The 18,459-nt window shown below is 73.0% G+C and carries 22 protein-coding genes; 13 read left to right on the forward strand and 9 right to left on the reverse strand.

Translation table 11 applies throughout. The features are described 5' to 3' along the window. Window positions 1-2: 2 nt before the first annotated feature. Together ABD140_RS29110 and ABD140_RS29115 are read right to left on the reverse strand one after the other, a co-directional pair. Window positions 3-1,370: a cytochrome ubiquinol oxidase subunit I gene (locus ABD140_RS29110; protein WP_344244224.1), complete on the reverse strand. Its 1,368-nt coding sequence runs from the start codon at window positions 1,368-1,370 to the stop codon at window positions 3-5. Window positions 1,371-1,506: 136 nt separating this feature from the next. Next, window positions 1,507-2,229: an IclR family transcriptional regulator gene (locus ABD140_RS29115; protein WP_344244225.1), complete on the reverse strand. Its 723-nt coding sequence runs from the start codon at window positions 2,227-2,229 to the stop codon at window positions 1,507-1,509. A 99-nt stretch (window positions 2,230-2,328) separates the two neighbouring features. Between ABD140_RS29115 and leuC the strand changes: the two genes are divergently transcribed. The 4 genes from leuC (at window position 2,329) to ABD140_RS29135 (ending at window position 5,190) form a co-directional block, all read left to right on the forward strand. Then, complete coding sequence (leuC, locus tag ABD140_RS29120; protein WP_344244226.1) at window positions 2,329-3,726, forward strand: 3-isopropylmalate dehydratase large subunit; 1,398 nt, start codon at window positions 2,329-2,331, stop codon at window positions 3,724-3,726. 12 nt (window positions 3,727-3,738) lie between these two features. Next, window positions 3,739-4,326 carry a 3-isopropylmalate dehydratase small subunit gene (gene leuD / locus ABD140_RS29125; protein ID WP_344244227.1) on the forward strand — a complete coding sequence of 196 codons (588 nt, stop codon included), beginning with the start codon at window positions 3,739-3,741 and terminating at the stop codon, window positions 4,324-4,326. A gap of 175 nt (window positions 4,327-4,501) precedes the next feature. Beyond that, window positions 4,502-4,741: an SCO5555 family protein gene (locus tag ABD140_RS29130; RefSeq protein ID WP_344244228.1), complete on the forward strand. Its 240-nt coding sequence runs from the start codon at window positions 4,502-4,504 to the stop codon at window positions 4,739-4,741. Between the two features lie 170 nt (window positions 4,742-4,911). Then, a complete protein-coding gene (locus ABD140_RS29135) occupies window positions 4,912-5,190 on the forward strand; it encodes an HU family DNA-binding protein (protein ID WP_344244229.1) in 279 nt (92 codons plus the stop codon). 88 nt (window positions 5,191-5,278) lie between these two features. Here the strand turns inward: ABD140_RS29135 and ABD140_RS29140 are convergent, their stop codons facing one another. Further along, a complete protein-coding gene (locus ABD140_RS29140; RefSeq protein WP_344244230.1) occupies window positions 5,279-5,488 on the reverse strand; it encodes a cold-shock protein in 210 nt (69 codons plus the stop codon). A gap of 95 nt (window positions 5,489-5,583) precedes the next feature. Further along, complete coding sequence (gene cofC / locus ABD140_RS29145; protein ID WP_344244231.1) at window positions 5,584-6,225, reverse strand: 2-phospho-L-lactate guanylyltransferase; 642 nt, start codon at window positions 6,223-6,225, stop codon at window positions 5,584-5,586. 70 nt (window positions 6,226-6,295) lie between these two features. Here cofC and ABD140_RS29150 point away from each other — a divergent pair, with 70 nt between their 5' ends. Genes ABD140_RS29150 through ABD140_RS29160 form a run of 3 tightly spaced genes read left to right on the forward strand, consistent with a single transcriptional unit; the run spans window position 6,296 to window position 9,148 of the window. Next, on the forward strand, window positions 6,296-7,015 hold the full coding sequence (locus tag ABD140_RS29150) for a lysophospholipid acyltransferase family protein (RefSeq protein WP_344244232.1): 720 nt from the start codon (window positions 6,296-6,298) through the stop codon (window positions 7,013-7,015). Window positions 7,016-7,037: 22 nt separating this feature from the next. After that, window positions 7,038-8,045: an NAD(P)H-dependent glycerol-3-phosphate dehydrogenase gene (locus ABD140_RS29155; RefSeq protein ID WP_344244233.1), complete on the forward strand. Its 1,008-nt coding sequence runs from the start codon at window positions 7,038-7,040 to the stop codon at window positions 8,043-8,045. Window positions 8,046-8,095: 50 nt separating this feature from the next. Continuing rightward, entirely contained in the window at window positions 8,096-9,148 is a 1,053-nt protein-coding gene (locus tag ABD140_RS29160) for a D-alanine--D-alanine ligase family protein (protein WP_344244234.1), read from the forward strand. Window positions 9,149-9,198: 50 nt separating this feature from the next. On the opposite strand, the gene ABD140_RS29165 is transcribed toward ABD140_RS29160, so the two are convergent. The 3 genes from ABD140_RS29165 to ABD140_RS29175 form a co-directional block, all read right to left on the reverse strand. Then, window positions 9,199-11,007: a beta-propeller domain-containing protein gene (locus ABD140_RS29165; protein WP_344244235.1), complete on the reverse strand. Its 1,809-nt coding sequence runs from the start codon at window positions 11,005-11,007 to the stop codon at window positions 9,199-9,201. Between the two features lie 102 nt (window positions 11,008-11,109). Further along, the gene (locus ABD140_RS29170) at window positions 11,110-11,595 is read right to left on the reverse strand and encodes a DUF3515 domain-containing protein (protein ID WP_344244236.1); all 486 of its coding nucleotides are present in this window, start codon (window positions 11,593-11,595) and stop codon (window positions 11,110-11,112) included. Further along, entirely contained in the window at window positions 11,592-11,825 is a 234-nt protein-coding gene (locus tag ABD140_RS29175; RefSeq protein WP_344244237.1) for an Lrp/AsnC family transcriptional regulator, read from the reverse strand. The genes ABD140_RS29170 and ABD140_RS29175 overlap by 4 nt, the downstream gene beginning before the upstream one ends. A gap of 86 nt (window positions 11,826-11,911) precedes the next feature. Here ABD140_RS29175 and ABD140_RS29180 point away from each other — a divergent pair, with 86 nt between their 5' ends. The 4 genes from ABD140_RS29180 (at window position 11,912) to ABD140_RS29195 (ending at window position 15,000) form a co-directional block, all read left to right on the forward strand. Continuing rightward, window positions 11,912-12,820, forward strand: coding sequence for a thiamine-phosphate kinase (locus ABD140_RS29180; RefSeq protein WP_344244246.1), 909 nt, complete (start codon window positions 11,912-11,914; stop codon window positions 12,818-12,820). A 107-nt stretch (window positions 12,821-12,927) separates the two neighbouring features. Continuing rightward, window positions 12,928-13,593 carry a hypothetical protein gene (locus tag ABD140_RS29185; RefSeq protein WP_344244238.1) on the forward strand — a complete coding sequence of 222 codons (666 nt, stop codon included), beginning with the start codon at window positions 12,928-12,930 and terminating at the stop codon, window positions 13,591-13,593. A 31-nt stretch (window positions 13,594-13,624) separates the two neighbouring features. Next, a complete protein-coding gene (thiD, locus tag ABD140_RS29190) occupies window positions 13,625-14,422 on the forward strand; it encodes a bifunctional hydroxymethylpyrimidine kinase/phosphomethylpyrimidine kinase (RefSeq protein ID WP_344244239.1) in 798 nt (265 codons plus the stop codon). A 161-nt stretch (window positions 14,423-14,583) separates the two neighbouring features. Further along, window positions 14,584-15,000, forward strand: coding sequence for a hypothetical protein (locus ABD140_RS29195; protein ID WP_344244240.1), 417 nt, complete (start codon window positions 14,584-14,586; stop codon window positions 14,998-15,000). Between the two features lie 108 nt (window positions 15,001-15,108). Here the strand turns inward: ABD140_RS29195 and rpmB are convergent, their stop codons facing one another. Continuing rightward, window positions 15,109-15,306, reverse strand: coding sequence for a 50S ribosomal protein L28 (gene rpmB / locus ABD140_RS29200; RefSeq protein ID WP_344244241.1), 198 nt, complete (start codon window positions 15,304-15,306; stop codon window positions 15,109-15,111). Window positions 15,307-15,532: 226 nt separating this feature from the next. On the opposite strand from rpmB, the gene ABD140_RS29205 reads away from it, so the two are divergent. After that, entirely contained in the window at window positions 15,533-17,107 is a 1,575-nt protein-coding gene (locus ABD140_RS29205; protein ID WP_344244242.1) for a DAK2 domain-containing protein, read from the forward strand. 105 nt (window positions 17,108-17,212) lie between these two features. On the opposite strand, the gene ABD140_RS29210 is transcribed toward ABD140_RS29205, so the two are convergent. Further along, window positions 17,213-17,485: a hypothetical protein gene (locus tag ABD140_RS29210; RefSeq protein WP_344244243.1), complete on the reverse strand. Its 273-nt coding sequence runs from the start codon at window positions 17,483-17,485 to the stop codon at window positions 17,213-17,215. A gap of 236 nt (window positions 17,486-17,721) precedes the next feature. On the opposite strand from ABD140_RS29210, the gene ABD140_RS29215 reads away from it, so the two are divergent. Beyond that, window positions 17,722-18,459, forward strand: a 738-nt coding sequence (locus ABD140_RS29215) for an OB-fold nucleic acid binding domain-containing protein (protein WP_344244244.1), incomplete at its 3' end; no start/stop codon positions are given.

Genomic DNA, 18,459 nt, shown 5'->3' on the forward strand with positions numbered 1-18,459 from the left:
GGTCAGATCACCTTGAACTCTGCGACGTCGCGCTCCTGCGGGGCCAGGGGCACGGGCCTGTCGCGGGCCATGCGCCGCAGCACGTACACGGTCGCCGCGGTCAGCACGGCGTAGACGGCGGTGACGAGGACGAACCCCCAGAGCAGTCCGGGCGCGGGGTTGACGGCCTCGGAGGTGCGCATGATCCCGTAGACGATCCAGGGCTGCCGGCCGACCTCGGTGACGACCCAGCCCGCCTCCAGCGCCAGGACGGCGGCGACGCCGGACAGCGCGGCGGCGCGCAGGAACCACGGCGTGGCGGGCAGGTCGCGGCGGCGCCACCAGGACAGGGCGAGCCAGGCCGACAGGAGCAGCAGCGCGAAACCGAGCCCCACCATGATCTGGAAGGCCCAGTGCACCACGTTGACCGGGGGCCGGTCGGCGGGAGGGAACGCGTTCAGCCCGGTGATCTCGGCGTCGGGGTCCCAGTGCGCCAGCAGCGACAGTCCGTACGGGATCTCCAGCGAGTAGCGCAGCTCGTCGTCGACGGCGACCCCGCCCAGGTGCAGCGGGACGCCCCTGGCGGTCTCGAAGACGCCCTCCATGGCGGCGAGCTTGGCCGGCTGGCTCTCGGCGACGAGGTGGGCGGCCCAGTCGCCCACGCCGATCTGCACGGGGGTGACGACCGCGGCGACGGTGAAGGGGATGAGGAAGCCCAGCCGGTGGTAGCGGTCGCGCCGCCCGCGCAGCATCGCCACCGCGTAGACCCCGGCGATGCCGAACCCGGCGACCATGAACGCGGCGAGGATCATGTGGACGGTCTGCGGGGGAGTGGCGGGGTTGAACATCGCCGCCCACGGGCTGACCGCCGTGACGCGCCCGTCCCGCAGCTCGAACCCGGTGGGGTGCTGCATCCAGGCGTTGGCGGTGACGACGAAGAAGGCGCTGGCGACCCCGGCCACCACGATGGGGATGCCCGTGAGCAGGTGCTTGCCCGGGGAGAGCCGGTCCCAGGCGTACAGGTAGACGCCCAGGAAGATGGCCTCGATGAAGAACGCGATGCCCTCCAGGGCGAACGGCAGCCCGATGACCTGCCCGTAGACGCCCATCAGCCCGGGCCACAGCAGTCCCATCTCGAACGAGAGGATGGTCCCCGAGACCGCGCCGACGGCGAAGAGCACGCCCATCGCCCTGCCCCAGCGGCGGGCGAGCAGCCGGTGGTGCACGTCCCCGGTGCGGTGGCCGCGCCACTCGGCGAGCAGGGTGATGGCGGGCATGCCCACGCCGAGGCAGGCGACGACGATGTGCCAGCCCAGGGAGAGGGCCATCTGCATGCGGGCCGCACCGAGGTCGGCGGCGGTGACGGCCGGCAGGCCGTGGAGAAGGAGCACAGGGGCTGCATTGCCGCTGGGCGCGTGCTGACACGCGCCGGGGGGAATCCTCGATCCTTCCCTTACCTTGCCCGTCTCGCCGTGCGGCCGCGCCTACCCGCCGTGCGGCCGCGCCCCGGACCGGGCGCCGCGGTCCTCAGGCCTGGGCGCCGCGGCGCATCGCCTCGCTGATCCGCTCGGCGGCGGCGACGACCGGGGCGGCGTGCACCCGGCCGGGGGAGCGGCTGAGCCGCTCCAGGGGGCCGGAGACGGAGATGGCGGCGATGACCCGCCCGCCGCTGCCGCGCACCGGGGCCGAGACCGAGCCGACCCCCGGCTCCCGCTCGCCCACCGACTGCGCCCAGTTGCGGCGGCGCACCGAGGCCAGGGAGGCGGCGGTGAACTTGGCGCCGCGCAGCCCCCGGTGCAGGCGGTCGGGCTCCTCCCAGGCGAGCAGGATCTGCGCGGCCGAACCGGCGGTCATGGGCAGCGCCGCCCCCACGGGCACGGTGTCGCGCAGGCCGCTGGAGCGTTCCGCGGCGGCGACGCACACCCGCACGTCGCCCTGCCTGCGGTAGAGCTGGGCCGACTCGCCGGTGAGGTCGCGCAGCTGGGTGAGGACGGGCTGGGCGATGGCCAGCAGCCGGTCCTCGCCCGCCGCCACGGCCAGCTCCGCCAGGCGCGGGCCGAGGATGAACCGGCCCTGGGTGTCGCGGTGGACGATGCGGTGGTGCTCCAGCGCGACGGCCAGCCGGTGGGCGGTGGGGCGGGCCAGGCCGGTGGCGCTGACGAGCTGGGCGAGCGACGCGGGGCCGGCCTCCAGGGCGTTGAGGACCAGAACTGCTTTATCCAGTACGCCGACTCCGCTAGAGTTGTCCATACCTCGATATTGCCGTCTCGATACTTGAGACGCAACTCGGGGTGACCTGGAAGGGTGGCTGGAGACTCAGCCGGAACTCGATGGAGAGGTGGGAGAACGATGGGCCGTACACTGGCCGAGAAGGTTTACGACGCACACGTCGTGCGTCGCGTGGAGGGCGAGCCGGACCTTCTCTACATCGACCTGCACCTGGTCCACGAGGTCACCTCGCCCCAGGCGTTCGACGGCCTGCGCATGAGCGGCCGCGAGGTCCGCCGCCCGGACCTCACCATCGCCACCGAGGACCACAACGTCCCCACCCAGGACATCCACCTGCCGATCGCCGACCAGGTCTCGCGCACCCAGGTGGAGACGCTGCGCAAGAACGCCGCCGAGTTCGGCCTGCGCCTGCACCCCATGGGCGACGCCGGCCAGGGCATCGTGCACGTCATCGGCCCGCAGCTGGGCCTGACCCAGCCCGGCATGACCGTGGTGTGCGGCGACTCCCACACTTCCACCCACGGCGCGTTCGGCGCGCTCGCCCACGGCATCGGCACCTCCGAGGTCGAGCACGTGCTGGCCACCCAGACGCTGCCGCAGGTCAAGCCGAAGATGATGGCCGTCACCGTCGAGGGCGCGCTGCCGCCGGGCGTCACCGCCAAGGACCTGGTCCTGGCGATCATCGCCGAGATCGGCACCGGCGGCGGCCAGGGCTACATCATCGAGTACCGCGGCGAGGCGATCCGCGCCCTGTCGATGGAGGGCCGCATGACGGTCTGCAACATGTCCATCGAGGCGGGCGCCCGCGCCGGCATGATCGCCCCCGACGAGACCACCTTCGCCTACCTCGAGGGCCGCCCGAACGCGCCCCAGGGCGCGGACTGGGACACGGCCGTCGAGTACTGGAAGACCCTGCGCACCGACGACGACGCGGTCTTCGACAAGGAGGTCGTCATCGACGCCTCCGCCCTGACCCCGTTCGTCACCTGGGGCACCAACCCCGGCCAGGGCCTCCCGCTGGGCTCGGACGTCCCCTCGCCCGACGACTTCGCCGACCCGATCCAGAAGCAGGCCGCCGAGCGCGCCCTGGAGTACATGGGCCTGGAGGCCGGCACCCCGCTGCGCGAGGTCAAGGTCGACACGGTCTTCGTCGGCTCCTGCACCAACGGCCGCCTGGAGGACCTGCGGGCCGTCGCCGAGGTGCTCAAGGGCCGCAAGGTCGCCGACGGCGTGCGCGCGCTGATCGTCCCCGGCTCGGTCCAGGTGAAGAAGGACGCCGAGGCCGAGGGCCTGGACAAGGTCTTCACCGAGGCGGGCGCGGAGTGGCGCGAGGCCGGCTGCTCGATGTGCCTGGCGATGAACCCCGACAAGCTGACCCCGGGCGAGCGCAGCGCGTCGACCTCCAACCGCAACTTCGAGGGCCGGCAGGGGCCCGGCGGCCGCACCCACCTGGTGTCGCCCGCCGTCGCCGCCGCCACCGCCGTCAAGGGCCGTCTGGCCGCCCCCGCCGACCTGTAAGGAGGACTTCTGATGGAAAAGTTCACGGTTCACACGGGTCGCGCGGTGCCGCTGCGGCGCAGCAACGTCGACACCGACCAGATCATCCCCGCGGTGTGGCTGAAGCAGGTCTCCCGGACCGGCTTCGAGAAGGGCCTGTTCTCCGCCTGGCGCGAGGACCCGGAGTTCGTGCTGAACAACCCGGTGTACGAGGGCGCCACGATCCTGGTCTCCGGCCCCGACTTCGGCACCGGCTCCTCCCGCGAGCACGCCGTCTGGGCGCTGCAGCAGTACGGCTTCCGGGTGGTCATCGCCTCCCGGTTCGGCGACATCTTCCGCAACAACTCCACGAAGATGGGCCTGCTGCCGGTCATCTTGGACGAGGAGACCGTCGGCGCGCTGCAGGACGCGGTGGAGAAGGACCCGGCCACCGAGATCACCGTCGACCTGGAGAAGCGCGAGGTGCGCTCCGGCGGCCTCACCGCCTCCTTCGACCTGGACGACTACACCCGCTGGCGGCTGATGGAGGGTCTGGACGACATCGGCCTGACCCTGCGGCACGCCGAGGACATCGAGGCCTTCGAGGGCCGCCGGGCGTCCTGGCTGCCGGTCACCCAGTAGACCCGGCCCGCACCAGGGCCGAGAACGGTCCTCCGGGCCACGAGCCGGGCCGGGCCGACCCCACGAGCGCGCACCCCGCGGAAGCACCTTTCCGCGGGGTGCGCGCCGTGTTCTCCGGGCCGTTGCGCAGGGGGCGGCGCACGGCCGGTGATCGCCCCACTGCGACAATGGCGGCATGGGCGCGAGCGAGGTCCGGCCGTCGGGGCCGGCATGGGAGGACCCCGAGCTGACGCTGCTCGCCGCCCGGCTGCGGGCGGCGCACGAGCGGATCGCGCTGCTGCCGCGCCCGTCGCGGATGCGGCTGCACCGCCACCTGCTGGCGATCACCGACCTGGCCAAGCGGGACCAGGAACTGGCGGCGCGGCGGCTGGCGGTCTTCCTCGACGAGATGGACCGGGGCATCGTGCCGGAGTGAGCGCGACCCGCGTGCCCGCCGGGCGAATCCCAACGAATCCCAATAGAACCACCCTTTTCTTACGATGGTTTCGGCCATGACATGGGAAAACTCGCCACGGGGTGATTGTGCGGCTGCCGGGATGCCCTTAGTTTCGGGGGCGCAACGGGGTAACCGGAGGAGCAAACCCTATGAACAAGCGTGAGCTGGTCGACGCGATCGCCGAACGGCTGAGCGGCAGCAAGAAGGAGGCCGCCGAAGCCGTGGACGCGGTCCTCGACACGATCCAGGCGACGGTGGCCAAGGGCGAGAAGGTGGCCATCACGGGATTCGGTTCGTTCGAGAAGGCGGATCGCCCCGCGCGTACCGCGCGCAATCCCGCGACCGGCAAGACCATCGACGTCCCTGCGACCTCGGTGCCCAAGTTCAAGGCCGGGGCCGACTTCAAGAACCTGGTGGCGGGCAAGTAGCACCCGCCCGCCGGAAGAGCGCCCGCACGTTCCGCGTGCGGGCGCTCTCTTTGCCGGGAGGCGGCCGGGAGGCCCCGGGCGGGCGGTCCTAGGGCAGGGGGAGCGTCGAGAGGGTGAGCGCGGTGACGCGCCCGCCGTCCCAGGCGAGGTTGACCCGCTGGCCGAACCGCAGCAGCCGCAGCCCGCCGGCGTCGAAGGCGGCGGCGTCGAACGGCAGCTCGCTGCCGTCGTCGAGCAGCACGCTGCCCGAGCGCTCGACGGGGTCGAAGTCCTTCACGGTGCCCTGCATGGTCCTCATCGCTCCTACGAGGGGTCGCAACCGACTACGACAACCGACTACGAGGGGTCACCCTTTCACGGTGCCCCGCACGCCCGGCAGGCTACCCGGCGGGCTCAGCGGGTATGCGCCGCCAGGATCTTCTCGGCCACCGCCGCGGTGTGCGGCCCGACGCCCAGCTCCAGCGCGGCCTTCAGGTCGGCCAGGGTGTCGACGTCCGTGCGGACGCTGGGCACCGGCCCGGCGGAGATCTCCGGCACGCCCAGCGCCAGGTGGCGGTCCCGCGAGGCGCCTCCGAAGGCGGGGGCGAACACCTCGCCGGGGCGGGCGCTGTAGAGCACCGTGCCGGTCCCGGCGCGGTCGGGGAGGAAGGCGCGGGGCAGGAGCTCGGCCCCGGCCAGCACGGCCTCCAGCTCTCCGGGCCGCAGCGCGGGGAGGTCGGCCTGCAGCGCGGCGAGCCCCAGGCCCCGCGGCGCGGCGTACCGGGCGCCCTGCCGCAGCGCCTCGTTCAACCCGGGCACCGGCCCTTCCGGGACGACCAGCGCGCCCAGCCCGCCGAGCCGCTCCGCGGCCAGCGGGTCCTCGGTCACGACCACCACGTCGCCCACCGCGGCGCAGCGCAGCGCGGCGCCGACGGTGTCCGTCGCGATGGCCAGGGCGAGCTCGCCCCGGTACGCCCCGGCGGCGGACGCCAGCCGGGACTTGCCCAGGGACAGCCGCTTCACCGGAACGATCATCGACCAGAGGTTCTTTGACATCAGAGGCGAGATTATTGTGTTGCGGTCCCCGTTCGTCCGCCAGACCGCCGTAAGGGGGTGTCCTCCCTCAATGACCTACCGATCCTCCCGAGGGTGGCGCCTGTTCACCATCGCCCTCCTGAGACCGCCGCTGTTCCTGCTGCTGCGCCGCGACTGGCGCGGCCGGCACCGCATCCCGGCGTCCGGCGGCGTGATCCTGGTGGCCAACCACCTGTCGGAGGCCGACCCCCTGGCCCTGGGCCACTACGTCTACGAGGCGGGGCGCTTCCCCGTCTTCCTCGCCAAGGACGTGCTGTTCCGGATCCCGCTCGCCGGGCGGCTGCTGAGGCTGATCGGGCAGATCCCCGTCGCCCGCGCCACCGGCGAGGCCTCGCTCGCCTACGAGGAGGCGCGCGAGGCGCTGGCGGCGGGGGAGTGCCTGGTCTTCTATCCGGAGGGCACCTGCACCCGCGACCCGGACCTGTGGCCGATGGCAGCCAGGACCGGAGCGGCGCGGCTGGCCCTGAGCAGCGGGGCGCCGGTCGTCCCCGTCGCCCACTGGGGGGCGCAGGACCTGCTGCGATACGGCAGCTCCCGGCTGCGCCTGCTCCCCCGCAAGACGATGCGGGTGCTCGCCGGGGAGCCGCTGGACCTGACCGGCCATGCGGCGCGCCCCCTGGACGCCGATACGCTCAGAGCGGCGTCGGACGACATCATGCGGGCGATCGCGGAGCTGCTGGGTGAGTTGCGCGGGCAGAGACCACCCCCGGAGCTGCATGTCCACCCCAGGCAAGTCCGTCCGGAACCGTAGGTGCGAGGGAGCGTAGACAGACGTGACACGGGTTGCGGTGATGGGCGCGGGGTCCTGGGGGACGGTCTTCGCGAAGGTCCTGGTGGACGCCGGCTGCGAGGTCGTGCTGTGGGGCCGCAGGGCCGAGGTGGTGCGCGACGTCAACGAGCGGCACGCCAACGGCGAGTACCTGCCGGAGGTGGCGCTGCCCGAGGGGCTGCGGGCGACCACCGATCTGGCCGAGGCGCTGGAGGGCGCGGAGTTCGTCTGCCTGGCCGTGCCGGCCCAGACCCTGCGGGAGAACCTCGCGGCCTGGGCGCCGCACATCCCCTCCGACGCGGTGCTGGTCAGCCTGATGAAGGGCATCGAGTCCGGCACCACCCTGCGCATGTCCGAGGTGATCGCCGAGGTGCTGGGCGCCGGCCCCGAGCGCATCGGCGTGGTCTGCGGGCCCAACCTCGCGATGGAGATCGCCCGCGGCGAGCCGGGCGCGGCCGTGGCCGCGTGCAGCGACGAGGAGACCGCCCAGCGGCTCCAGGCCGCCTGCATGACCCCCTACTTCCGGGTCTACACCAGCACCGACGTGGTCGGCTGCGAACTGGCGGGCGCGGTCAAGAACGTCATCGCCCTGTGCGTGGGCATCGCCACGGGCCTGGGCTTCGGCGACAGCACCAAGGCGCTGCTGATGACCCGCGGCCTGGCCGAGATCACCCGGCTGGGCGTGGCGCTGGGCGCGCTGGAGCCGACCTTCGCCGGCCTGGCCGGCCTGGGCGACCTGGTGGCCACCTGCAGCTCGCCCTACTCGCGCAACCGCACGTTCGGCGAGAACCTCGGCCGCGGCATGACGCTGGAGGAGGTCATCGCCGTGACCAAGCAGACCGCCGAGGGCGTGAAGTCCTCGCGCCCGGTGCTGACGCTGGCCCAGAAGCACTTCGTGGAGATGCCCATCACCGAGGTGGTGGCGGCGGTCATGCACGACGGTGTGCCCATCGAGGAGGCCACCCTCAAACTCATGTCGCGCTCGCCCAAACCCGAGCGGTACGGGGTATAGGCCTGCTGGAGGGAGAGGACCCGCACCGACCGGCGGTAGGGTCAGGCAACATGCCCGAGAAGATCAGAGTGGCCGTGGTGTTCGGCGGCCGTAGTTCAGAGCACGCCATCTCCTGCGTCACCGCGGGCGGCGTGATGGCCGCGATCGACCGCGACCGCTACGAGGTACTGCCGGTGGGCATCACCCGTGACGGGCGGTGGGTGCGCGTTCCCGCGGAGCGGAGCCTGGCCATCGCCGGGAGCACGCTCCCCGAGGTGCCCGGCGACGCCGAGGAGCTCGACCTGCAGCGCGCCCTCGACGGGGTGGACGTGGTGCTGCCGCTGCTGCACGGCCCGTACGGCGAGGACGGCACCATCCAGGGGCTGCTGGAGCTGGCCGGGGTGCGCTACGTCGGCGCGGGGGTCCTGGCCAGCGCCGCCGGCATGGACAAGGCGTTCATGAAGCTGATCTGGCAGGCGCGGGGGCTGCCGGTGGGCCCGTACGTGATCGTCACCGACCGCGAGTGGCGGCTGGAGCGCGAGCGCAAGCTGGACGAGATCAAGCAGCTCGGCCGGCCGGTGTTCGTCAAGCCCGCCCGCGCCGGGTCCAGCATGGGCATCTCCCGGGTCACCCGCGAGGAGGACCTCGTCCCGGCGATCGAGGCGGCCCGCGAGCACGACCCCAAGCTGATCATCGAGGCCGGCGTCGAGGGCGTCGAGGTGGAGTGCGGCGTGCTGCAGGGCGTGGCGGACGGCCCGAACGAGGCGAGCCTGCCCGCCGAGATCGTCATGCTCGGGCAGCACGACTTCTACGACTTCGAGACCAAGTACCTCGACGGCACCTCCCGCCTGGAGATCCCGGCGGGCCTGCCGCCCGAGGTGGTCGAGCGGCTGCGGGAGACCGCCGTCCGCGCGTTCGACGCCCTGGACTGCGAGGGCCTGGCCCGGGTGGACTTCTTCGTCACCCCCGAGCACGAGCTGGTGCTCAACGAGATCAACACCATGCCGGGCTTCACCCCGACCTCGGCCTTCCCGCAGATGTGGGCGGCCACCGGAGTGGACTACCCGGCCCTGGTCGACCGGCTGATCCAGACCGCTCTGAACCGCCCCCTCGGCCTGCGCTGACGGACCTCCCCAGGGGGAGGTCCGCCGGCCGGTCCCCGCGCTCCAGGGCGTCAGCGGCTCCAGCGGATCCAGGAGCGCTGGGCGAGGGTGGCGGCATCGTTGACCTTCGCGCCCTCGGGGGAGATCGTCCACAGGGCGTCGCCGATGACGAGGGAGCGCTGGATCTGGCCGTCGCGCGGGTGGCCCACCGAGCCCTTGCGGGTGATGGCGGTGTCGGTGACGGACAGGACGAGGGCCTTGCCGCCGGTGTCGGGCAGGACGGTCAGACCGGTCCGCGGCCAGTGGAGGAAGGCGTGCTGGTCGTAGGAGACCTGGGTGTCGTAGACCTTGGGCAGGTGGAGGCGGGAGAGCCGCCGCGGGGAGCCCGTCACGTCGAACAGGGAGATCTGCGCGCCCAGGGGGCGGCCCTTGGCGTCGGCCTCGCGGCCCACGCCCAGCAGGCGGCCCTCGGCGGTGGGGTGCAGGTAGGCGGAGTAACCGGTGATCTTCAGCTCGCCCAGGGATCGGGGGCGCCGGGGATGGGCGAGGTCCAGGACGTAGAGCGGGTCCACCTGGCGGAAGGTCACCACGTAGCCGCGCGTCCCGGCGAACCGCACCGCGTAGATCTGCTCGCCCCGGCCCAGGCCCGTCAGGGAGCCGACCTCGCGCAGCGCCGGGCCGCCGTCGGCCTTGAGCACGTGGACGGTCGCCACCTGCGCGTCGTCGTCGGTGACGGCGACGCGCAGGTGGCCCTCGTGCTCGGACATCGAGTACTGGTTGAGCAGCCTGCCGCGCACCTGGCCCGAGGCGGCGTAGCGCGGCGCCCCGTCGCCGATCGCGAACCGGTGGATCCGGGTGACCGGCCTGCCCCAGGACGAACCCGTCACGTAAAGGCTCCGCCCGGTGCCGTAGACGGTGTCCCCGTCGGCGACCGCGGAGACGGGGGCTCCGTCGCCGAACCCCCGGGCGAGGTCCACGGTGAGGACGGTGAGCATGTTGATCTCTCGGGAGTCGGCGCTGTCCCGCGGGCGGCTGATCCGCTCGCAGGGCACGCGGTGCGTCGTCCTGCGCCCGTCCACCGTGATGTCGTAGCGCGGCTGGAAGGCCTCCAGCGGCGCCTTGCGCACGATCGCCCGGTTGCGCTCCTCGGCCCGCTTCTCCTTGCGCTCCGGCCTGCCGGGACGGCCCCAGTCCAGGTCGGGGAAGTCGATGTCGGGCGAGGTGCGCAGGACGAGCCGCGCCACCGAGCCGACCTGCCGCGCGTCCACCAGCGTGCCCTCGGCCTTGAGCCGGCCGAGGATCCTCGGCCGTGCCAGGTCCACGTACAGGACGTTCAACATCGACGACCCGCGGGCGGGCAGGATGCCCGCGGGCTTCGCGGTGTAGGGGAAGCCGGTCTGCATCACCAGGGCGCGGTCGCCGCTGACGAGGAGGTCGGCGGAGCCCTGGAACTCCTCGGGCAGCTTCAGCCGGTGCACGACCTTGCGGGAGGCCGCGTCGATGATCTGGAGGCGGCCTTCGGCGACGGTGTAGACGCGTGAGCCGTCCGTCTTCACCAGGTCGGGCTCGTCCACACCGGCCTCGTGCACGTTCGTACCCGAGTGCGGTGCCGCGTTCGCGGCGGTGGCGCTCTTCTGCACCGGGCCGGCGGCCGCCGCGGGCAGGTCGTTGAGGAGGTAGGGGATCCCCGAGTCGAAACCGTAGGGGCCGACCCGGGCGGCGGCGGAGGCGCGCAGCGACTCCAGCAGCTCATCGCAGCCGGAGTAGGACACCAGCCGCATCGGCGGCGCCTCCCCGGACTGGGAGGAGCGGTCCGGGGCGCTCTGGCAGCCGGCCAGGAGCACCGAGGCGCCGAGCACGGCGGTGAGGGCACGTCGCATGGGTCGCATGATCCCAGGACGTGACCGGCGCCACGTGGCGTTGCACGGGAAAAGACGGTCTCGGACCGTGAGTCGACCGGTATGTGCGGAAAAGAGGCCGGCTCAGTACTCGCCCTCGGGCTTCTCGGGCAGCCTCTTCAGGGCGGGGGTGAACTCGGTGAGGATCTCGCCGGGGGGAGAGCCCGCCGGGGCGTACTCGGCGGGGATCGTCACCTCGACGTAGGCGGCGCGGCCCACCAACGTCCACACGCGCGGCCGCTCGGCCTCCTCGGGGAGCCATTCGAGGCCGTCTATGGCCACGACGCGTTCGATGAGGCCGGAGTCCGGGTCGACCGGGCGGGGCACCCCGCAGCGCAGCGCGAGCGGGGGGCTGCCCCAGACCGCGACGTAGGGCGTGTCGGGGTCGGTCTCGCGGCGCTCCAGCCCGTCGACCTCCGCGGGGAGCTCCAGGTCCCGGCAGGCCTGCGCGGCGGCGGGATCGGGCGAGGGGGCCGTCACCTGGACGGGGCCGCCGGAGCAGGCGGAGACCGCCAGGATCGCGGCGAGGACGGGGCCGAGCAGGGCGCCTCGGTGCGGCGATCGTGTCACAGGTGCACGATAGGGCAGGTCAGGGTACGGGTGATGCCGGGCACCGTCTGGATCTCGGCGGCGACGAGTCTGCCCAGGTCGTCCATGTTGGGGGCCGCCGCCTTCACGATCACGTCGTAGGGTCCGGTGACGTCGTCGGACTGGACGACCCCGGAGAGGGCGCCGAGTGCCACGGCCACCTCGGCGGCCCTGCCGACCTCGGTCTGGATCAAGATATAGGCCTGCACCATCGCGGTCTTCCCGGTAGGGGTGGGAGAAAAGCCGACTGATCGTCACCGTACCCTGACCCGGCGGAGAAGTTCAGGGGAGGGACGCCATCGAGATCGCAGAGGCCGGCGAGTTCGGGTTGATCGCCCGGCTCACCGGGCGCTTTCCGCAGGGGCCGCTGGTGGAGCTGGGGCCGGGCGACGACGCGGCGGTGGTGCGGGCCCCGGACGGGCGCTACGCGGCCACCATGGACCTCCTGGTGGAGGGCCGCCACTTCCGCACCGACTGGTCGAGCGCCTACGACGTGGGACGCAAGGCCGCGGCGCAGAACCTCGCCGACGTCGTGGCGATGGGCGCGCGGCCGACGGCGCTGCTGGTGGGCTTCGGCGCCCCGCCGTCCCTGGAGGTGGCCTGGGCCGAGGCGCTCGGCGACGGGCTGCGGGACGAGTGCGCGCTGGTGGGCGCCTCGATCGTCGGCGGGGACACGGTGGGCGCGGAGGCCATCACGGTGGCCGTCACCGCGCTGGGCGACCTCGGCGGGCGGCCGCCGCTGACCCGGACGGGCGCCCGGCCCGGCGACGTGGTGGCGGTGCGCGGCAGGCTCGGTTGGGCCGCCACGGGCCTGGCGGGGCTGAGCGGTGCGGTGGAGGTGCCCGAGCGCTTCGTCGCCGCCCACCGGCGTCCTGAGCCGCCCTACGCGGCGGGGGAGGAGGCGCGCGCCCTCGGCGCCACGGCGCTTCTGGACGTCTCGGACGGGCTCGTGCAGGACCTGGGGCACCTGGCGCGGGGCGGCGGGGTGGGGATCGCCCTGGCGTCGGCGCTGGTGCCGCTCGACGAGGGGGTGGCGCTGCGGGACGCGCTGACCGGCGGGGAGGACCACGCGTTCGCCGGGACTTTCCCCGCGGACCGGCCGCTGCCGCCGGAGTGGCGGGTGGTCGGCGAGGTGGTCGAGGGCGCGGGGGTGACCGTGGACGGCGGTCGGGTGGAGCGCGGTGGCTGGGACCACTTTGGTCGCTAAATGACAGCTTCTTTGTTAATAAGAGTCTTTTAATGGGCTTGAGTTGCTCATCCGGTAGGCGGACTTGGTCGGGCTTTGGTATACATCCCAGGAACGAAGAGGATGGGATGGGACGACACACCAAGTTCTGGGACAGGGCAAGTGGACAAGAGGCCCCTCCGGACGGAGCGCCCCCGGTCGCCGCACCCGCGCGCATGGCCTGGCTGGGCCGCACCCCGCTGATGCCCCTCCTGGCGGGGGTCGCCGCGGTCGGCGTCATCGCGGCCGCCTTCAGCACCCGGCAGATCTCGCTGAACTTCCCCGCGGGCGCCCCTTCGGGGCAGGACTCCGCGGCGTGCGCGGGCTGCGAGGGGGTCGCCGACATGGGCGAGGAGAAGAGCGCGCAGCCGCCGGGGGACACCGGCTCCCCGGCTCCGGCGAGCCCGTCGCAGGCGTCGCTGCCCCAGCAGTCCACCCGCACGGTCTCGCAGCGGCCGCTGCGGGTGGAGATCAAGCTCGACGAGACGACCCCCGGCGGCTTCACCGCGGTGGCCGTCGTCCACAACGACTCGCGGACGGCCAAGGGCTGGAAGGTGTCCTTCCGCATCCCCAACGCCGTCATCGTCTCGGCCGAAGGCGCCGCGCTGCACACGACCGCGAAGAACGGCGGCACCACCTGGTTCACCGGGTTCAGCGTGCTCGAAGGCCGCCAGAAGGCGAAGGTGACCTTCTCCGCCGAGGGCGCCTGGTCCAAGCCGGCGCTCTGCAAGGTCAACGGATACGACTGCGCCTGAGGCTTCTCTCCCGGTTCGATAGGGTCTGACCATGGCCATCGCCCCTCCCCGCGTGCTGACCGTCGCCGGTTCCGACTCCGGCGGCGGCGCCGGCATCCAGGCGGACCTCAAGACCATGCTCGCCCTGGGCGTGCACGGCATGAGCGTCCTGTGCGCGGTGACCGCGCAGAACTCGCTGGGCGTCCAGGGGTACTGGGAGCTGCCGCCCGAGGCGGTCGAGGCGCAGCTGGACTCGGTGCTGTCCGACATCGGGGCGCAGGCCGTCAAGACGGGCATGCTCGCCTCCACCGCGCTGGTGGAGGTGGTCGCCGCCCGGCTCGCGCGCCACGGGGCGCCGGTGGTGGTCGACCCGGTGGGCGTCAGCAAGCACGGCGACCGGCTGCTGGCCGAGGAGGCCGTCGACGCGGTGCGCCAGGTCCTGCTGCCGGTGGCCGAGGTCGTCACGCCCAACCTGTGGGAGGTCGAGCTCCTCACCGGGGTGAAGGTGGAGTCCGAGCGCGACCAGCGGCGCGCCGCCGAGGCGGTCAAGGCCTTCGGGCCCCGCTGGGTGCTGGTCAAGGGCGGGCACCTTCCGGACGCCCCGGTGGACCTGCTCTACGACGGCGAGGAGATGCACACCTTCACCGCGCCGCGCCACGACAACCGGCACACCCACGGCACGGGCTGCACGCTGGCCTCGGCGATCGCCTCGCGGCTGGCGCTGGGCGACACCGTTCCCGAGGCGGTGGCGGCGGCCAAGGAGTACGTCACCGGGGCGCTGGCCGCCGGGTTCCCGCTGGGCGCCGGGATCGGCCCGGTCGACCACGGCTGGCGCATGCGGACCCTTTGATCATTTCGCTCTTGTGGCGTTTTTCTCGGTAATGTCGAAACCCCTGGTGGAAGTTCGGCTGAATATCTCAAACTGAGATCTCAGAACGGCACCCATTCCCCCGATTCTCGGCGTCCTTCTCATTGACGTGCAGTAAGAACTCGGGTGAGAGGGGGTGGGCGATGGCGCAGGTGGCCCTGATCGAGGTGTCCGAGCCGGACACGGATCCGTTCCGCGGCGACGAGCTGGCCCGGAGGCTGCGCCGGGAGCTGTGGGAGCACGGGCTCGCGGTGGACTTCGTGACACTGCTGCCTCCGCCGGACGGTCCCGGGAAGGCCATGGCCAGCGGCGCGCTGGCCGTCTCGCTGTTCTCCGGGTCCACCGCCGCGGTCCTGGCCGAGGGGCTGTGCCGCTGGCTGGCGGCGGGCGAGGGGCGGACGGCGCGGGTGCGGGCGGGCACCGGGAGCGTCGAGCTCGCCGAGGGCACCGCCGAGGGCCGGCGGAGCTTCCTGGCGTGGCTGCTGGCGCACGGGTGCGGCGCGGAGCCGGAGGAGGCGGACGGGCCGGAAGAGGACGGCGGGCCGGAGAGGGCCGGCTGAGCGACGGCCGGGTGAGGGCCGGCTGAGCGACGGCCGGGTGAGGGCCGGGCGGACGGCGAAGACCCGGTGCGCCGTGCGGCGACCGGGTCTTGCGAGGGGCGTTGCGTCCTAGCGGGCCAGGGGGCGCTGGATCTTGCCGGCCTTGAGGCAGGACGTGCAGACGTTCACGCGCTTGGTGGTGCCGCTGACGACCGCGCGGACGCGCTGGATGTTGGGGTTCCAACGGCGCGGGGTGCGACGGTGCGAGTGGGACACGCTCATACCGAAGCCGGGGCCCTTGCCGCACACTTCGCAGTTGGCAGCCACGGTAACTCCAAACAGTCGAGAAAACGGACGGCCCGGGGCACACGGCGGCGCCGGGGCGGTCACACGGAAAGACATGAAAAGGTCCCCACGCGGGGGACGCCTCACAAGGTTAGCCCACCGGGGCCCGGGAGGCGAATCGGAGGCGGAGGTCTCCGGAGGATCCGCGCACCAGGTGACGAACAAGACGCCCCACTGCGGAATACGCTCTGAAGCCTAGGAGGTGCTGGTGCTCGACATTCTGGACGCGTCGGCGGTCCGGCGCTGGGTGGAGCTGTCCGCCGAGGCCCTGGGCCGGACCAGGCGGGAGATCGACGCGCTGAACGTCTTCCCCGTGCCCGACGGCGACACCGGCACCAATCTGCACCTGACCGTCCTGGCGGCGGCCGAGGGCGCGGCCGGGCTGCCGCCGGAGGCGCCGCTGCCGCAGGTGTGGCGGGCGCTGAGCAGGGGCGCGCTGATGGGCGCGCGGGGCAACTCCGGGGTGATCCTCAGCCAGATCCTGCGCAGCCTCGCGGAGATCCTGGGGGCCGGGAGCCGCACCGACGGCCTCCTGCTGGAGGAGGCGCTGGCGTACGCGACGGAGCTGGCCAGGGCCGCGGTGGCGCACCCGGTGGAGGGCACCATGCTCACCGTCCTGCGGGCGGCCTCGGAGGCGGCGGGCGGCCGGTCGGTGGCGGAGGTGGCCGAGTCGGCGGCGCGAGGGGCGCGCAGGGCGCTGCGGGAGACGACGGGCCAGCTGGACGTGCTGGCCGAGCGCGGCGTGGTGGACGCGGGCGGAGCCGGCCTGTGCGTGCTGCTGGACGCCCTCGCCGCGGTGGCGACCGAGGAGTTCCCCGAACGCTACGAGGTGCCCGCCCGGGACGAGAGCCGGAGCGCCGTCATCGTGCGCCCCGAGGAGAAGGACCACGGCTACGAGGTCATCTACCTGCTGGAGACCGAGGACGAGCGGATCCCGGAGCTGCGCGCCGCCCTGGACGGGCTCGGCGACTCGCTGGTGGTGGTCGGCGGCGACGGGCTGTGGAACGTGCACGTCCACGTGGACGACGCGGGCGCGGCGATCGAAGCGGGCCTGGAGGCGGGCCGCGCCTACCGCATCCGGGTGACCCACCTGGGCACCGCGCCGGCCCCGCGCGCCCCGCACACCGGCCGCGGCGTGGTGGCCGTGACCGCGGCTGACGGCCTGGCCGCCCTGTTCGAGGAGGCGGGGGCGGCGGTGGTGCGGCGCCCGTCGGGCGGGCTGCCGCAGCTGGCCGTCCTGGTGGAGGCGATCCTGCTGGCCGGCGACGAGGTGGCGGTGCTGCCCAACGAGCCGGAGGTGCTGGGACTGGCCGAGGCGGCGGCGACGCGGGCCCGCGACAGCGGCGTCAAGATCGCGGTGATCCCGACGCGGGCGTCGGTGCAGGGGCTCGCCGCGCTGGCCGTGCACGATCCGCGGCGGCCCTTCGACGAGGACGTCATCGCGATGGCGGGCACCGCCCGCGCCACCCGCTTCGGGAGCCTCCAGATCGCCGTGGAGGAGGCGATGACCAGCGTGGGCATCTGCCAGCCCGGCGATGTGCTGGGGCTGCTGGAGGGCGATGTGGTGCTGATCGGCGCGGAGCCGGGCGTGGTCGCCCGGGAGCTGCTGGGCCGCATGCTGTCGGGCGGCGGGGAGCTGGTGACGCTGATCACCGGGACGGGCGTGCCCTCCGGCCTCGTCGCCGAGGTGGCCGAGGAGCTGCGGGCCCGGCGTCCCGACGTGGAGCTGACGGTCTACGACGGGGGCCAGGTGCTCTACCCGGTGCTGTTCGGCGTGGAGTAGGCGGAGAAGGGGGAGGCCCCGGGCGCGGTGAGCCTCAGGGGGATGAGGAAGGTTCACCGCGGCCGGGGCCTCGGGGCGGCCGGACGGAGGCCGGCCGGGAGGGTTCTAGTTCCAGGAGGGCGCGGGCGCGCCCAGGAGCCGGCAGATGCCCGCGGCGGCGGCGTCGAGGTTGCTCTCCGCGGCCAGCAGGTCGCCCCAGGACCACCACAGGGCCCGGTCCTCGAGGAAGACGGTCTCGGCGGAGCCGGAGACGCCGGGGTTGCTGACGTGCAGTGCCCGCGGCCGGCCGATGGGCTGGTCGATCCGGACGCGCAGACCGCGGTCGGTCAGCCGGTCGGCGAGCTCGCGCAGGCAGTCGGTAGAGGTCAGGGTGACCATGGAAGATCTCCACTTCATTGTGGGGGGTTTCCGGGCACTTACTTAAGGATTGCCCGGTTTTACCGAAATAAGCAAGTGACCCGAGTGATCTTTACCATTCTGCCGGGCCACATGGTGTTCTGATGGGCGGTTCGGACCGGAAGTTGGCGCCCGCGCACGTGGGACGCCTCACCCCCGCCGTGCCGCGTCCGCCCGCGCGCGGGCCGGATGTCGGCGGGATCGGCTGTAATGGGCTCGTGGTGAGTCTCAACAGCGGTCTCGTGACGACGGTGACCAAGAACCCCGCCAAGGTCCTGGAGTCCAAGTGGGGCATGCGCACCGTGGGCGACCTGCTGCGCCACTATCCGCGCCGCTACGTCAGGCACGGCGAGCTGACCGACCTCGCCTCGCTGGCCGAGGGCGAGGACGTCACGATCGTCGGCCGGGTCATCCGGCGGGAGCTGCGCAAGCTCCAGCGCAGGCCCTACCAGCTGTTCGAGGTGACCGTCCAGGACGCCACCGGCAACACCCTCCAGCTGAGCTTCTTCGGCACCGGCGTCCACCGCGCCGACAAGGAGCTGCAGCAGGGCACCCTGGCGATGATCGCGGGCAGGGTCGGGAGCTTCCGCGGCAAGGTCCAGCTCAACCACCCCGACTTCGAGGTCATCCCCGAACGGGCGTCCGCCGAGGCGGTTGAGGAGTACGCCACCAGGCCGATCCCGATCTACCCGGCGGCCAAGGAGATCGCCTCCTGGAAGATCAAACGGACGGTGGACTACGTCCTGGACCTCCCCGACCTGCAGGTGCCCGACCCCATGCCGCCCGAGGTGCTGGCTCGGCACCACCTGATCCCGCTGGCCGAGGCGCTGGAGCGCATCCACCGCCCCCGCGACGAGGAGGAGCTCGCCGCGGCCCGGCGCCGCCTGAAGTGGGACGAGGCCTTCTACGTCCAGCTCGCGCTGGCGCGGCGGGGGGGGGGGGGGGGGGCGGCGCCC

Origin of the sequence: Actinocorallia libanotica (genome assembly GCF_039525175.1) — a bacterium.
Classification (GTDB): Bacteria; Actinomycetota; Actinomycetes; order Streptosporangiales; family Streptosporangiaceae; genus Actinocorallia; species Actinocorallia libanotica.

Bases quoted from the DNA above. Each gene is read 5' to 3' on its own strand.
- ABD140_RS29115 (WP_344244225.1), bottom strand. From the start codon at position 2,229: ATGGACAACTCTAGCGGAGTCGGCGTACTGGATAAAGCAGTTCTGGTC.
- leuC (WP_344244226.1), top strand. From the start codon at position 2,329: ATGGGCCGTACACTGGCCGAGAAGGTTTACGACGCACACGTCGTGCGT.
- leuD (WP_344244227.1), top strand. From the start codon at position 3,739: ATGGAAAAGTTCACGGTTCACACGGGTCGCGCGGTGCCGCTGCGGCGC.
- ABD140_RS29130 (WP_344244228.1), top strand. From the start codon at position 4,502: ATGGGCGCGAGCGAGGTCCGGCCGTCGGGGCCGGCATGGGAGGACCCC.
- ABD140_RS29135 (WP_344244229.1), top strand. From the start codon at position 4,912: ATGAACAAGCGTGAGCTGGTCGACGCGATCGCCGAACGGCTGAGCGGC.
- ABD140_RS29140 (WP_344244230.1), bottom strand. From the start codon at position 5,488: ATGAGGACCATGCAGGGCACCGTGAAGGACTTCGACCCCGTCGAGCGC.
- cofC (WP_344244231.1), bottom strand. From the start codon at position 6,225: ATGTCAAAGAACCTCTGGTCGATGATCGTTCCGGTGAAGCGGCTGTCC.
- ABD140_RS29150 (WP_344244232.1), top strand. From the start codon at position 6,296: ATGACCTACCGATCCTCCCGAGGGTGGCGCCTGTTCACCATCGCCCTC.
- ABD140_RS29160 (WP_344244234.1), top strand. From the start codon at position 8,096: ATGCCCGAGAAGATCAGAGTGGCCGTGGTGTTCGGCGGCCGTAGTTCA.
- ABD140_RS29165 (WP_344244235.1), bottom strand. From the start codon at position 11,007: ATGCGACGTGCCCTCACCGCCGTGCTCGGCGCCTCGGTGCTCCTGGCC.
- ABD140_RS29175 (WP_344244237.1), bottom strand. From the start codon at position 11,825: ATGGTGCAGGCCTATATCTTGATCCAGACCGAGGTCGGCAGGGCCGCC.
- ABD140_RS29185 (WP_344244238.1), top strand. From the start codon at position 12,928: ATGGGACGACACACCAAGTTCTGGGACAGGGCAAGTGGACAAGAGGCC.
- thiD (WP_344244239.1), top strand. From the start codon at position 13,625: ATGGCCATCGCCCCTCCCCGCGTGCTGACCGTCGCCGGTTCCGACTCC.
- ABD140_RS29195 (WP_344244240.1), top strand. From the start codon at position 14,584: ATGGCGCAGGTGGCCCTGATCGAGGTGTCCGAGCCGGACACGGATCCG.
- ABD140_RS29210 (WP_344244243.1), bottom strand. From the start codon at position 17,485: ATGGTCACCCTGACCTCTACCGACTGCCTGCGCGAGCTCGCCGACCGG.